Source organism: Algibacter sp. L1A34 (assembly GCF_009796805.1).
Classification (GTDB): domain Bacteria; phylum Bacteroidota; class Bacteroidia; order Flavobacteriales; family Flavobacteriaceae; genus Algibacter.
In genome coordinates, this window is sequence record NZ_CP047029.1 from 4,294,459 (window position 1) to 4,309,665 (window position 15,207).

17 protein-coding genes are annotated in these 15,207 nt (G+C 29.4%); 14 read left to right on the top strand and 3 right to left on the bottom strand.

Translation table 11 applies throughout. From position 1 onward, the window contains the following. Positions 1–102 precede the first annotated feature (102 nt). Together GQR97_RS18085 and GQR97_RS18090 are read left to right on the top strand one after the other, a co-directional pair. Positions 103–606, top strand: a complete 504-nt coding sequence (locus GQR97_RS18085; protein WP_158850969.1) for a hypothetical protein — start codon at positions 103–105, stop codon at positions 604–606. A gap of 167 nt (positions 607–773) precedes the next feature. Then, a complete protein-coding gene (locus GQR97_RS18090; RefSeq protein ID WP_158850971.1) occupies positions 774–2,156 on the top strand; it encodes a DUF2971 domain-containing protein in 1,383 nt (460 codons plus the stop codon). 104 nt (positions 2,157–2,260) lie between these two features. Here the strand turns inward: GQR97_RS18090 and GQR97_RS18095 are convergent, their stop codons facing one another. Next, positions 2,261–3,175, bottom strand: coding sequence for an IS3 family transposase (locus GQR97_RS18095; RefSeq protein WP_158851747.1), 915 nt, complete (start codon positions 3,173–3,175; stop codon positions 2,261–2,263). Next, positions 3,094–3,615: a helix-turn-helix domain-containing protein gene (locus GQR97_RS18100; protein ID WP_158850464.1), complete on the bottom strand. Its 522-nt coding sequence runs from the start codon at positions 3,613–3,615 to the stop codon at positions 3,094–3,096. Before GQR97_RS18100 ends, GQR97_RS18095 begins: the two co-directional genes overlap by 82 nt. Before the next feature lie 141 nt (positions 3,616–3,756). Between GQR97_RS18100 and GQR97_RS18105 the strand changes: the two genes are divergently transcribed. The 12 genes from GQR97_RS18105 (at position 3,757) to GQR97_RS18160 (ending at position 14,182) form a co-directional block, all read left to right on the top strand. After that, positions 3,757–4,179 carry a PH domain-containing protein gene (locus GQR97_RS18105; RefSeq protein ID WP_158850973.1) on the top strand — a complete coding sequence of 141 codons (423 nt, stop codon included), beginning with the start codon at positions 3,757–3,759 and terminating at the stop codon, positions 4,177–4,179. Between the two features lie 183 nt (positions 4,180–4,362). Continuing rightward, on the top strand, positions 4,363–5,196 hold the full coding sequence (gene lgt, locus GQR97_RS18110; protein ID WP_158850975.1) for a prolipoprotein diacylglyceryl transferase: 834 nt from the start codon (positions 4,363–4,365) through the stop codon (positions 5,194–5,196). A gap of 110 nt (positions 5,197–5,306) precedes the next feature. Next, positions 5,307–5,771 carry a hypothetical protein gene (locus GQR97_RS18115; RefSeq protein ID WP_158850977.1) on the top strand — a complete coding sequence of 155 codons (465 nt, stop codon included), beginning with the start codon at positions 5,307–5,309 and terminating at the stop codon, positions 5,769–5,771. Positions 5,772–6,384: 613 nt separating this feature from the next. Beyond that, positions 6,385–7,110, top strand: a complete 726-nt coding sequence (locus GQR97_RS18120) for a hypothetical protein (RefSeq protein ID WP_158850979.1) — start codon at positions 6,385–6,387, stop codon at positions 7,108–7,110. Between the two features lie 151 nt (positions 7,111–7,261). Continuing rightward, positions 7,262–8,011 (top strand): DUF6896 domain-containing protein, encoded by a 750-nt coding sequence (locus GQR97_RS18125; RefSeq protein WP_158850981.1) that lies wholly within the window; start codon positions 7,262–7,264, stop codon positions 8,009–8,011. Between the two features lie 250 nt (positions 8,012–8,261). Further along, positions 8,262–8,567: a hypothetical protein gene (locus tag GQR97_RS18130; protein ID WP_158850983.1), complete on the top strand. Its 306-nt coding sequence runs from the start codon at positions 8,262–8,264 to the stop codon at positions 8,565–8,567. Positions 8,568–8,571: 4 nt separating this feature from the next. After that, positions 8,572–10,263: a DUF262 domain-containing protein gene (locus GQR97_RS18135; protein ID WP_158850985.1), complete on the top strand. Its 1,692-nt coding sequence runs from the start codon at positions 8,572–8,574 to the stop codon at positions 10,261–10,263. Between the two features lie 229 nt (positions 10,264–10,492). Next, a complete protein-coding gene (locus GQR97_RS18140) occupies positions 10,493–11,767 on the top strand; it encodes a PIN-like domain-containing protein (RefSeq protein WP_158850987.1) in 1,275 nt (424 codons plus the stop codon). 163 nt (positions 11,768–11,930) lie between these two features. Next, a complete protein-coding gene (locus GQR97_RS18145) occupies positions 11,931–12,782 on the top strand; it encodes a DUF2971 domain-containing protein (RefSeq protein WP_158850989.1) in 852 nt (283 codons plus the stop codon). Between the two features lie 159 nt (positions 12,783–12,941). Further along, entirely contained in the window at positions 12,942–13,454 is a 513-nt protein-coding gene (locus GQR97_RS18150; protein WP_158850991.1) for a hypothetical protein, read from the top strand. Positions 13,455–13,625: 171 nt separating this feature from the next. Further along, positions 13,626–13,895, top strand: coding sequence for a hypothetical protein (locus tag GQR97_RS18155; RefSeq protein ID WP_158850993.1), 270 nt, complete (start codon positions 13,626–13,628; stop codon positions 13,893–13,895). Continuing rightward, the gene (locus tag GQR97_RS18160; RefSeq protein WP_158850995.1) at positions 13,892–14,182 is read left to right on the top strand and encodes a hypothetical protein; all 291 of its coding nucleotides are present in this window, start codon (positions 13,892–13,894) and stop codon (positions 14,180–14,182) included. The genes GQR97_RS18155 and GQR97_RS18160 overlap by 4 nt, the downstream gene beginning before the upstream one ends. Before the next feature lie 49 nt (positions 14,183–14,231). On the opposite strand, the gene GQR97_RS18165 is transcribed toward GQR97_RS18160, so the two are convergent. Further along, positions 14,232–15,203, bottom strand: coding sequence for an IS110 family transposase (locus GQR97_RS18165; RefSeq protein ID WP_158848152.1), 972 nt, complete (start codon positions 15,201–15,203; stop codon positions 14,232–14,234). Between the last annotated feature and the right edge of the window lie 4 nt (positions 15,204–15,207).

Sequence of the window (15,207 nt, forward strand, 5' to 3'; positions counted from 1 at the left end):
TTTAAAAATCATGAAGAAAAGAGCAAAAAATAAACTAAAAATAAAAAAACTAACAATTGATTTTCAAGACATTACAAAAACGTTAGTCAGAATATAAAAAAAATGAGAACTGAACTAAAACCAAATTTAGATATTGTTCGTGAATTGTATCCTATAGTTAAAAAAAGAATTCTTGACTGTACTGCTTTTTGGGACAATAATCCTGACGAAGCTACCTCAGAACATAAAAAATTAGAGGTTGGTTTAGAAAGATTAACAGGGAAAAACATATCTGAATTTGATTTATGGGAATATTGGGAAGCTGATGGTGTTGAAAATTTATCTTTTAGAATATCTCTTCCTGACCCAATTAAAATTATAGACTTTAAAAAAAGTGAATTAAAAGAAATACTAACAAAAATAAAGACTTTTGAAAACCCTGAAAAATATGAAAATGATGAAATTTTAATGCTGAATTGGGCTAATGAAGGTTCTTATTATAAAAATTTATTGAAAATAAACTTTAAGAATTATGACCACAAACATTTCCATAGTCATAAAGATAAAAATGGAAATTATTTTGAATATTCAGTAGATGAAATCATTGAATTTATATGGAATGAATAAAATACTACTGCCAACACAGTATATAATTTATTGCTTCTTTTAGCTCACTTGGAATATTCCTTCGGAATATTCTCGTTCGTGATTTATTTAGTAAATTAGTTGTTTAAACCACGCAACAAACCATATACATAAACGTTGGCAGCAAGTAATCAACAATATCAACAGAAATGAACAATTTTTATTCAGAATTAGAAAAAGAAATTTTTAATAGGTTTGAATTTGCCCTAAAAAATTCAAAACTAATTATTCATTCAAATGATATTTGGAGTATTGGCAGAACAAAAAGGGAAATAGATATAGTCATCTATAGAGGAAAGCATCCTCTAGCTGTAATTGAAGTAAAAGGTAATTTAGAAAACAAAAACACATTAGCTAGAGCTAAAGATATTGTTCGCTCAACAATTTCAATATCTAATTCTAGATTTGGAGTTGTTACTGATAATAATGTTTTCTATTTATATGATAGAAATAATAAAAATCAAGTTTTTATTGAAACTTCATTTAATCATATAATAGATATTTTAATATCGCCATCAGATATTAAAATAGAAACGAAAGATAGAGAATTAGTTCTATCCTTAATTTTGGAAGCAGCAGAAAAACATTTACCCGACAATAAAGAGTTTTTAAAATTTATTAATGAAAAATCCTTTTTAAGCAAAGTAAAGTTTGACAATAATTCTAATTCCTTTTTCTTTATTGAGGACGAAGGAGGTATTTCATCATTTGAAAATAAGTTTTTCATAAAAATGTTGGGAGAATTTAAAGACAAAAAGATATGCAGATATACTTCATTAAATACAATTTATGATATGCTAAATTATATCTCATTTAGAATGAGTGGTATTGTTGGTATGAATGATAAAACAGAAGTAAATTATGTTGAAACATACCTAAATGGTATTGAAAAACCTTTAATTAAAGAACATTACAATACAATTATTGCTTTGAATAATAGATATATTACTTCCTGTTCCAAAATTGCAAGAAAAGATGATTTAACTCTTTGGAGACTATACTCAGATGACGCGAAAGGAGTTTGCTTAACATTTGATATTAAATATGAGAACCTAAACAATCACGTGTTACTTCAAAAAGTAAAATACGCCAATAAAAATGGACAACACAAAGAATTAAATTTCCTAAAACAAATAAAGTTAGATGTTGAAAATAAAACTGGATTCCCTTTTGATTTTCGTAAACTCGGCTATTGGAAACACTTTTTCAAACCATATGATTATTCAATTGAGGAAGAAGTGAGATTGCTGATAATTGACAATGATTCTTTACCTAAAATAAAATCTGATTGGGTTATGACTTATACTCATTCAATCATTAATCCAATTATGGATTTTAGATTAAATAGTAAATTATTCCCTATTCAATTAAGAGAAATTACACTTGGTCCAAAATGTCCAGAACAAGAAACAAATTATGTCCAGTTGCAAGAAATGATTCGCAGGAAAAAGAGAGAAATAAGCGATAAAAAATATGATTCAAATCTAAACACCTTAAAAGTTAAATTATCTGAAATTAGACATTATAGGTAATACCAGCTGCCAACACCGTATATAATTTATTGCTGGCTTCTCGCCTATTTACGAAAGTCCTCGCGGACTTTGAAGTGCACCCAAATGTTTAGACAAATTTATAATTAATTTTGATAATAATTAGCTCGATATTCAATCGGGCTCATACCATTTAAATTTTGTTTAATTCTCTCATTATTATAATATTTTATATAGACTTTAATCTCTTTTTTTAACTGAGATATCGACTTATATTTATTTATATAAAACAATTCAGATTTTAGAATACCGAAGAAATTTTCTATCACAGCGTTATCTAAACAATTTCCTTTACGAGACATACTCTGAGTAATTCCTTTTTCTGTTAATAATCTTCGATACTGTTTCATTTGATACTGCCATCCTTGATCTGAATGTAATATTAAATTTGTTTGATCTGGTATTTTCTTAAAAGACTTTTTCAGCATAATAGCTACTTGTTTAAAATCAGGTTTTTCAGATAATTGATAACTTATTATTTCTCTATTAAAGAGATCAATTATTGGAGATAGATATAGTTTTTTTCCTAAAACTTTAAATTCTGTAATATCGGTAGCCCATTTTTTATTTGGCCTAATAGCTTTAAAATTTCGTTGTAATATATTAGGAGCTGTTTCTCCTATTCGCCCTTTATAAGACTTGTATCTTTTAGCTCTGACTAAACTTTTTAAACCTAATTCACGCATTAACTTGAGTACTGTTTTATGATTTATTAGAGTGCCTATTTTGTTGATTTCTAAAGAGATTCTTCTATAGCCATATCTTCCTTTGTGACGATGATATATTTGATGAATCAATAGTTTTATCTCTTTATATTTATCAACTAAAAGACTTCTTTTATGATGATAATAATAACTACTTCTTGCCATGTTCGTATGATATAATAAAATATCTAAATCATACTTATGCCTTAATTCTGTTATGGCTTTTGCTTTTTGTTTTGCTCTTGTTGAATTAAGGCCTGTAACTTTTTTAGCAAGTCCAGTTCTGCACGTAATGATTCATTTTCTAATAAAAGTTCCTCTTCTCTTGTTAAAGGTTTATTAGACTTTTTTTTAGCTCTCTTAAATTGCATAGATTTTGGTTTACCTCTAGGTTTAATGTTTAAGCCTACAATACCCTCTTTTTTATAATTACGTTGCCACTTCATAATTACAGATTTAGTAGGAATATTAAATTCTAAACAAGCTTGACTGAAAGATAATGAATCTTTGTCAATAGCTTTTAAAACTTTAAGTTTAAAAGGAATGCTATACACTTTGGTTTTTCTTGGTAATAGTGCTTTTTTACCATATTTTTCATAAAATCGAATCCAATCATGAAGGGTTGTATGATGACAACCATATAACTTAGACACATCTTCAACTATTTGGTGATTTTTTAAAACTTGCTTTACACATCGAAGTTTAAATGCGTAATCATACTTGACTTTTCTTCCCATAATAATACCCTCAAATAGTGTCTAACTTTTTGGGGGCAGTTCACTTTCTTGGTTGGTAATTATTTACTAAATTAGGTGCTTAAACCACGCAACAAATCATATACAAACACGTTGCCAGTAATTTGAGAAAAACAGAATAGAATGAAAATTTATAAAGCAAATAGAAAAGGACTTATCAATTATTTATTAATTGGTTCTATGATTTTACCGATAGTTGTTTTCTTTCTTGACAAAAATACTTTTACGGAAAAACCTTTTATTTTATTACCATTATTGAGTCCATTGATATTACTATTTTGGATTTATTTTGACACTTTTTACAAAATTGAAAAGAACGAACTGATTTATCGTTCTGGATTTTTAAGAGGGAAAATTGAAATTCCGAACATAAAAGAAATTCTGAAAGGAAAAACAATGTGGAGCGGAATTAAACCAGCATTGGCGAGAAATGGACTTATTATAAAGTTCAATAAGTATGATGAAATTTATATTGCGCCTGAAAATAATGACGAACTGATTTCGGACTTAATAAAATTAAACTCTGAAATAAAAATAACGGAATAAAAGCCTGAATGTATAAAAACTACTGGCAACACCGTATAAAAATAATTGCGGTTTAGTGCTTAACCAAAGGTCGTTGCGTGTTTGTAACGTCTGATTTTCCTTCGGAAAATCCTCGCATACAAACCCGCAACTATTCTTATACATAAACGTTGTACACAAGGCTAAAAAAACTCACGATAAATAATGAACGATAGAATTATAAACTGGAATCTTGACCCTACAATTTATTGGATAACCGAAACTTTTCCTTTAAAATATTATGGTTTGTTTTTTGTAACAGGAATTCTTTTAGCACATTATGTTGAAAAACGTATTTACGCTAAAGAAAATATTCCAATTGAAAATTTAGAAAAGTTATTTATTTACGTTGTTGTTGGAATAGTTTTAGGTGCTAGACTCGGACATTGTTTATTTTATGAGCCTTCTTATTACTTTCAAAATCCTCTCGAAATTTTATTACCAATTAAAAAAATTGGAGATTCTTATCAATTTATCGGATTTCAAGGATTAGCTAGTCACGGAGGAGGAATTGGAACTTTAATCGCAATCGGAATTTACTGCAAAAAGTATAAAACAAACTATTTATGGGTTTTAGACAAAATTGCAATTGCTACACCAATAGTAGCAGTTTTCATTAGATTAGGGAATTTTATGAACTCTGAAATTTACGGAAAACCAACAAATGGAAATTGGGGAGTTATTTTTCAAAGAGATGATTTAATACCAAGACATCCTACTCAACTATATGAAGCATTTGCATATCTTTTAATATTCGCGATTTTAATGTTTACTTATAAGAAAATGGCAAAAGAAAAATCTAACGGACTGATTTTCGGCTTGCTTTTAGTTTTGGTATTTTTAGCTAGATTTATAATTGAATTTTTTAAAGAAAATCAAGTCGGTTTTGAAAACGGAATGATAATCAATATGGGACAAATTTTAAGTATTCCTTTTATCATCGTTGGACTGATTTTAATATTTGTTAGGAAAAAGCCCAATGTACAACACAGTATATAAAAAATTGCTACTTTTAGCTTAACCAATGTGAGTTGCTTTGCTTGCTAGCTTCTGATTTTCCTTCGGAAAATCCTCGCACACAAACACGCAACTTTCCATATACATAAACGTTGGCACCAATTAGAAAAATGAAATCGAAATTATTCCTACTTCTGACTTTAATTCTGTTTACGTCCTGTTTTCAAGAACGCAAAATCGGACAGATAAAAGTAAGCGGAATAGAAGACACTTTTATGAATATCTATCAAAAAGACGAATTTGACTTTGTGACACCATTATATTATGAAATATTGGACTCTGATGAAAATCTGATTTTAGAAAAACATCATTTAATTGGAACTGAAGACCACATTACGGATTTGAATGATTTTAAAGCTAAATCTTATGACAGTATTCTGTATCTGACTTGGGGAAAAGAAAGCGAAATTTATGCAATATATGACCTGAAATCTGGAAAAGGATATCCGAAAAGTAAACTGAATGAAAATTGGAAAACGAAATTTGAAAACGCAAATGATTTGGTAAACAGATTAAAAGAAATGAATCCAAATTTAAATGCTAATTGGAATAAATAACTGGTGCCAACACCGTATAAAAATAATTGCGGTTTAGTGCTTAATCAAAGGTCGTTGCGTGTTTGCCTGCATCTGATTTTCCTTCGGAAATTCCTCGCATACAAACCCGCAACTATTCTTATACATATACGTTAGCGCACATTGCTCACTCAGCTCAAAAAAAATAATAAACCTTCTCAACGTATTTTAAAAACAATTCCTAAAACTTACTCAATTGATTTTTGACAAATCAAAACGCAACTGTTACCTAAGCCTGATTTTACTCTCGCAAACTAAAATTAAATAAAAAATTAAACCGACTTCTGACAAAGCAATACGTAAAGTTTACGCGCAACTGACTTAACTCTTGTGTTTAAAAAATTCTGACTCTTGCGAAACAATACGCAACTGTTGCTTCGGACTTTTCTTTGTTCCTTAAAAATCATATTTAAATACTCTTGTGAGAAAAACATAACAACGTGCGCTAACATTGTATAAAAATAATGCGTAATTTAGTACCTAATCAAGACTAAATGCGTGTTTGCATGCATCTGATTTTCCTTCGGAAAATCCTCGCACACAAACTACGCACTATTCTTATACGTAAACGTTGTAAAACATTTAAAAAAACCTCGTGAATAGAGAATATCATTTGTCTTTTTGTAAAATCTGTAAAAACAGAAAGTCCTCATTAAAAGAAGGTTTGATTTGTAATCTGACTGAAAAAATTGCGGATTTTGAAAAAGACTGTACTAATTTTCAAGCTGATAGACTTGAGCTAAAAAAACTAAAAAAGCATTTTGAAGCAGAAATAAAGGACAATTATGCTACAACAAAATTTGAAAGTTTTTTTAGTGAAAGAGAATTTGAAAAGCCAGAAAAGAGCCAAAATAGAAAGTTTTTGTCAAAAGAAAAAACGCACGGTTTAGAGTTTAAAAAAGACAAAAATTATGATAAACAGATTCTAATTATGTTAGGAATTATCATTTTGATATTGATTTATGGAAATTATAAAAACAACTTTAGTTGGGATTTAAATTCAGCCAATATAATTGGAGTTTTAATAATGCTTGTTTTATCGATTTACTTCTTCTACAAAGCATATTATCATAAATATAAAACAGTAATAACTATTGATGAAAACGGCATTCATCAAAAAGAAAAAACCGTGTTTTGGAATAATATATTGGATTATGGAATAATAAGAGGAAAAGGAGACAATTCAATGGAGAAAAAAATAATTATCGGAACAATCTCATCTGGAATACAAAAAATTGATATTTCGGAATTAAATGTTACACCAGACGAATTTATAGAAATTATACAACTAAATAAAAAAACGTTTTACAACACCGTATAAAAATAATTGCGGTTTAGTGCTTAATCAAAGATCGTTGCGTGTTTGTAACGTCTGATTTTCCTTCGGAAAATCCTCGCATACAAACCCGCAACTATTCTTATACATAAACGTTAGCGGTCATGCAAAAACTGACTCGAAATTAAACAGGAAAATGAATAAAAACTTAAAAATAGAACGTTTGATTTATCTGCTGGAAAAAGCGGAAATAATTGCGGGAAATTTTTCTGGAGAATATTTGCATCATTATCATTCACCTAAAGAGTTTAAAGATGAAATAAGATTATCCATAACAAATCTAAAAAACAATGACTTTGAAGAATTGAATGACATTTATAACTCATTTCAAAAAGATTCCGAATGGTACGATTTGACAAAAATAGCAGGAGAAGAAATTGGAAATAACATTTTCTCTTTAACCACAGAATTGATTAATGAATTTGAGAGTGGGAATATTTTAGAATTAATAAAAGATTTTACAAGCACAGTTAATAAAGGAGTTCAAATTATAAAAACCAAATATGGTGTTTCAGATTTGTTGAAAGGTTGGCATAGTGGTTTATATGAACAAACTGGAAAATTAAAAGATTTAGGAATTGAATTTTATGCATTTCATGGTTGCGGACTTGCTCTACATTTCAGAAATAAAAAAGTTGATTTCGATTTTGCTTATGTTCCTGAACAAAGACACGATGGATTTGATTTATGGAGGTTACATGGATTTGCTCAAGGACAACCGAAAAAATATAACAAGTATTTAGACAAAAATAATCTTGAAAAGGATTTTAAGGGATTATTAAAAAAGGAGATAATTTGTTTGCCTTCTCAAGACAATTCACCGGAACAATATTTTTTAACAAGTGAAATAAGAAAAACATTGGAAATGAAAAACACGAACCGCTAACACCGTGTATAATTAATTGCTAGGTTATTCCCTACTTGCGAATATTCCTGCGGAATATTCACGGGTTCGTAAAAGTTTACTAACTTAGTTGCTTAACCACGCAACTAACCATACACAATCACGTTGCCAGTAATGTTGAAAAAACATCCGTCTTCGAATTGAACGACATATTTTGGCGAACAAGTACAGTAATTTTACAAACAGCGGGAAAAACCGAAAACCGATTTAGAGTAGGTAAAAAATAAAAAATATGGCAATTTCAAATATTGACAACAGAGGTTCGTGGTACGACATTTATGACGAGCGTGGAAAAAAAGGGAAAACACTATCTTCAAACATAGGAACTATCGAAGGTTTTAGTTCAGATTTTTTTGTAGCAAATCGAGGTTCTTGGTTTGACCTTTACGATGAAAATGGAAAAAAATATAAAACACTATCAAGCAACATTGGAGATTTTGTTTCAATTTCTGGAAACACTTTTGTAGTTAAAAGAAGTAGTTGGTTAGACACTTACGACAAATCAGGAAAAAAAATAAACACTCGTTCAGCAAGATAAATTAATGGAAGCATCATCAACAATCAAAAAAGTATTAGCAGGAAATAAAATTTTCGTTCCAACTTATCAAAGAGCCTATTCTTGGGAAACTGAATTTGATAAATCAAAACCGCCAAAACAAGTCAATGTTTTTTTATCAGATTTAGAAGATTATAATAAAAGTCAAACAAATTCAAAATACTACTTTGGTCACTTTCTTTTTGAGCAAAAAAGTGATAGTAAATTTGGAGTAATAGATGGACAACAAAGACTGACAACTATAACAATTTTTCTGTCTGCTTTATTTTCAAGACTTGAAGAAATTAGACCTTTAAGTATTTCAGAGAAAGAAACAAAGGAAGATATTTTAAAACGTAATTTAACTTATAGATTTTCTACAGTTGGATATGACAACCAACTTTTTAGAGATTATGTTATTGACCAAACAAAGACCGATAAAAACGGACTTGAAACTACTTCTGCAAAAAGAATTGTAAACGCTTTTGATTTTTTCCAAAAAGCACTTTCTGAAAAAGACGAAAGTTATTTAACGAAAATGTTGGAAACATTGCAATCTTCATCTTGTACAACTCATCCTGTAAAAGATGAATCCGAAGCAATCCAAATGTTTATCTTCCAAAATAATAGAGGTAAAAAGCCTTCAAATTTGGAAATTATTAAAGCTCAATTTATGTTTTACATTCATCTTTACGGAGATGAAGAAAAGGAAGAACTGATTGAAGAAATAAAAAATAGATTTGAGAAAATATATAAATCAATTTCATCGATTGAATATAATATCAACGAAGATGATGTTTTAGTTTACACAATGCGTGTTTATTTCAATTCACTTTGGGAAAATAACGCTCTTGAGAAAATTAATAAACTACTTGACGAAAAAGGCTCAATCTCTTTTATTAAACAATTTTCATATTCACTTTCAAACAGTTTTGAACACTTAACTAACTTCTTTGGCAAAGACGAAAAAGAAAGTTTACATATACATTCTTTAATTACGCTTGGAGGTTTTGGAATTGCAATTCCGTTTATAATTAAAGCCTATTCATTCAATGTTGGTAAAGAAAATATTGAGAAATTATGTGCAAGTTTGGAGTCTTTAGTTATAAGACAAAGATTGATTGGTACAAGAGCAGATATTACATCAAGACTTGACGGAGTTTATAAAACATTTACCAAAGAAACTAAAAGCATAGAACCGATTATTGAAAGGGTTGATTTTATAAAGACAGTTCCTTCCGAAAATTGGTGGTGGTCTTATTGGAATGATAATGCTTTTGAAAAATCAATACAAGGTGCTGTAAATCATTCAACAGCTAAATTTCTATTGTGGAAATACGAAAACCATCTTGAATCAGATGGAAAAAATGGATATGCTCAAACAAGATTTGATGCAGTTGAAAGTCCTGAATTGGAACACATTGCACCGCAAACTGAAAATCCTAAAAATGGATATGACGTTTACGATGAAGAATTTAGAACACAATTTATCGATTGTTTAGGAAATTACCTTTTGCTATCGAAATCACATAATTGTTCAGTTGGTAACAAACCTTTTTCGGACAAAAGAGATAGTTACACAAAGTCTAATCAGCAAAGAGAAATCGCTGAAATGACAAAGGAAAATCTAATTTGGACAAGAGAATTAATCCAAAAACGAAATGACAAAATAACGGAATTTCTAACGGACAAACTGTGAGGTAAACACTACTGGCAACAACGTATATAGCTCATAGCTAATTAGTTGCTTAAACGAAGTTAAGGTATATTTGGAAAGTCGCCAAATTTTTAAATTTGACGATTTCCAATAAAAAAAGATAAATAGTAAAATTTAAAAATCTGGCTTGTGCTCAACCGGAAGGAAACAGCTAATTTGCACGCTACGAGCCATATACAAGACCGTTGTGCATAATCTAAAAAACAATCCTATGAATAGAAAAAGTTTCGAAAAATTTGAATTGAGTCCTGAAAAAGAAAAAGAACTTTGGAAAGATTCATTAATCGTTTTTGATACTTCAGCGCTTATTGATTTCTATTCATATCCGAAAGAAACAAGACAAGATATATTTGATGAAATTTTTCCAAAGCTTAAAGATAGATTATGGATACCATCACACGTTGAATTTGAATATCTTAAAAACAGAAAAGGAATAATTGAAAAACCAATAACGGAGAATTACAATCCAATCAAGGAAGAAAAATTAAGGGATTTGAATTTAGCTAAAACTCAAATTCTAAAGATTTCTAAAGGAATTAAAGAAGAAACTTTAAAACCAGAAAAACACCCATTTCTACCCCAAGAAAGTATTGATGAATTTATCCTTTTTACAAAAAAAATAGACGAAAAAATTACAAAATTTGAGAAAGATATTAAAGTCGAAATAACAAAACAAGAAACTGAAATTAAGTCTCTAAATAAAAATGATACTATTCTAAAAGCGTTTGAAAACAATCTCAAAGTCGGAAATGAAACTACTCATTCTGAAATTATGGAAATCGTAAAAGAAGGAAAGTTAAGGTATGAATTTGAAATTCCACCTGGTTATGAAGATAAAAAAGAGAAAATTGGAACTCAAATATTCGGAGATTTAATAGTGTGGAAACAGATATTAGAATACTCAAAACAACAAAATAAAAGTGTTATTTTCATTTGTAACGATTTAAAGATTGATTGGTGTTTTAAAGATAAAAAAACCAGAAACAGAATTCAAAGTCCAAGAATGGAATTAATAAAGGAATTTCGAGACAATAATAAAAAAGAGTTTTGGATGTACAGTCAATCACAATTTATTTATACTGCAAAAAAGATTTTGAAAATTGATTTTGCAGATGAGAAAATTAAAGAAATCTCAAATGTTATAAGCAATAGAAATAGAGACGAACTTATTTATGAATGCAATCTTTGTGGTAGTAGGACAATAATTCCTGAAGAAAACCTAAACTATGAATTTGAGTGTGTAGAAAGTTCTGAAAGACAAATGGGAACTGAAAATCATTACAGAATGGAAGAGGATTTAAAATGTATTAATTGCCGTACTTCAACTAATCTTACATTTGAAATATGGGAATATCCACAGTACACATTAAATCACGAAGAGATAAATATTGAAAATGCAAAAATTATAAAAAGTCTTGATTTTGCAAGTATCTTTTGGGATAATCACATTGATTTTCCAGATGAAGATATGTTTAGAGAGAGATAAAAGACTATGCACAACACCGTATAAAAATAATTGCGGTTTAGTGCTTAATCAAAGGTCGTTGCATGTTTGTTACGTCTGATTTTCCTTCGGAAAATCCTCGCACACAAAACCGCAACTATTCTTATACATTAACGTTATATGTAATTTCTGCAAATCTCATAAAATGAACGAATTGAAAATTGAACCATATTACAATCAACCTAATGAGAATTCCTTTTTATACAGATATTTAACAATTGACAAACTATTAGACTTACTATTAAGTGAAAGGATTTCACTTGTTAGACTTAATTTATTTAATGATAAACTAGAAGGTAGTTCATTAAAGCATTTATTTTTAAATCATTTTAGTGAACTCGCTAAAAAAGATATGCAAAGTCAAGGAGGAACTTTTGGAATTGTTTCTCTAACAGTTAACCCAACAGAAAGGAATAAACAAAGTCGTGAAAGAGAAATTTTTCAAGACACAAACTATGCAAGTTGTTGGTATATTAATAATTATGAATCAGTTGCAATGTGGCAATTATATTCAAAATCTGATAGTGTTGCTATAAAAATCCCTTATGAAGTTCTAAATAAAGAATTATTGAATGGAAACTTTGAAATCAATAGTAAATATGATAAATTAAAATTTGGAGCAATTTCTTATCATAGATTTAAAAATATTGAAAACGTTGAGCAAACAAAAATTAAAACTGATACTCAAGGATTTATTAAAGATTCAAGTTTTGACCATGAACGAGAGTTTCGAATAATGGTTGAAAATAAAGATTCTGAAAAAAAACATTTAGAAAGCCGAGGCATATTATTGGACGAAGATGTACTTGAATTAAATAATTCTAATGAAATAAAAGTAAAATACTTAAAATTAAATAACTTTAAAGAATTACCTTTTGAAATTATTTTTCATCCTGAATGTCAAAAATGGCATAAAAAAAATATTGAAAAAATAATCCAACAATTCAATATAAAGTTCAATATAATTGATTCTGAATTAACAAATACATTTAAATAAAACTACATATAACACCGTATAAACTTTATTGCTGGTTTTAGCTCACTTGGGAAATTCCTTCGGAATTTCGCCGTTCGTGATTTATTTAGTAAATTCATTGCTTAAACAACGCAACAAAGCTTATACAACAACGTTAGCAGTCAGTTAAACCCACTCTAAATGTACGACAGAGAGAAAATAGAAAACTTTCAAATTCGAATGGAGGAAATAATTGAAAAACTCGACAAAAAAGAGGCTTTTGAATTAATCACTTCTGAACTTAATGAGTGTGAGGACAAATATCTGACTGAATTTATGGCACCTCTGAATTTTCTGGAATATGAGCCTGTATTAGACTGGGTCGAACAAAATGCAAATAGGACAAAAAATATAACGCAGGATTGGGGACATTTATCTGCAAGTTCGAATTTCACTTGGCAAAGAGCAGAGAAATGGCTTGAAATGGGACGACCTTTAAGCTTAATAGCACTTGATGCAACAATGTTTTGTACTACAAGAGGAGAAAGACTAAATCAATCGCTTTGGATGAGAGAATTGAATCCAAAATTGACTGACAATCCTAAACTGGACAAAATAGCAAACGGACTAAAAGACTATTTAAAAAAAGACGGCGTACCGAGAACCAAAAATGTAGTCAATCGAATAATAAATGACATATTTGAAATCGGATAAAAAAACCGAACTGCTAACACCGTGTATAATTAATTGCTAGGTCACTGCCGACTTACGAACATTCCTTCGGAATATTCTATCTGTGACTTATTTGCTAAATTAGTTGCTTAACCACGCAACTAACCATACACATCAACGTTGTAATGCATTTGAGAAAAACCGAAATTTGAAATGAAATTAGTAGTTAGCGAAGAATTATTAGCGATTTTTAAAAGTATTTCAAAACGAAATTTGACACTAACTGAATGGAGAGAAATTGAAAGCGATGATGAGTTTCAAACCGCAAATTATTGTGGCGGATTTGATGCAACAGAAGATGAATTTTGTTTTAGTTTTTATGACATAAATAAAGCGCAATATTGGTTTCAAAAATCGTTAAAAGAAATAGAAGAAATTAATAGCGGAAAAATCTCTGAATTTCAAATAAGATTAGCGGAATGAAAATTTTATCAATAATCATTCTGACCATACTTGTTGGCGGATTTATTTTCTTTCGTTCTTGGGACTATTTAATTAAACATAAGAATAGACAAGCTGGAAAAAAGTATTGCGAAGAAAAAGGTTTGACTTTTTTAAGTGCTAAAAGTTATGAATTACACACTCGTCTATATTTTGAGAAAGACGGAATTAAAAACTGGGCGAATTATGAAACGGACAGGAATTACAATATTACTTGGAAAAAAGAAACGCCAATTGAAAAACTTGAATTGAAGAAAAATAAGGAATAAAAAAACGCATTACAACAAAGTACTGTGGTAAAAAACAAGTAAAAATGTATTAATTTTTCACTAAAGTACTTTTATAGTTTCCATCATATATTAATCCTGATTTAGCTAGTGCAAAAGCCTGTTTTAGTAGCTTATTACACACGGCAATTAATGCTAATTTTTTGCTCTTTCCTTTCGCTACGATTCGCTCATAAAGATCGCGGCAAGCTTTGTTGTATTTACACGCATTAAAACTGCACATAAATAATAAATTCCGAAGCTTTTGATTCCCCATTTTACTTATTCGTGGCCTCCCTTTTACACTACTTCCACTTTGCCGGATCATAGGTGTAAGGCCAGCGTAACTACAAAGTTCACTTGCGCTCGTAAAACGATCAAATCCACCTGTTAATACCACTAACATAATGGCTGTTTTTGGTCCTATACCTGGAATGGTTTTTAAACGGGTAAATAAATCTTGATGTGATTGTTTTACTAATATTAACAGCTTATCCTCCAAAGTTTTCATCTCTTTTGTTAGTTGTCTTAAACTACGTTTTAAAGACGTTACAACAAGCTTACTTGGATTTCCCAAAACCGCTTCTCCATGTAGTTTGTTTTTTAGCATAGTGCTTTGTTTTGTATATACAGAAAGGGTTCTAACGATTTGAAGACATTCTATTTCTTCCTTAGAATTTCCTTTCCATAGCTTTAATTCTACTTGCTCTGAGTAAGCACAAATAAGTTTTGAATCGCTCTTATCTGTCTTAACTTTTGATAGTCCCATCTGTATAAAGCGTTTTACTGACAATGGATTTTCAACCGATACTTTGATACCAGATTCTAGCAAATGATACGCTAACTGATAATGATAATAGCCTGTGGCTTCCATAACGCAATGACTCTTATTATTTAAAAGTTTCGTGAACTTTTTAAAGCCAAGTTCATTGTTTTTAAACTGATAGTAATTACCATCAGAGTCCGTGACATCGAACACCAAATGACTAATGTCTATTCCAAAATATTTAATATCTTTATTCATAAGA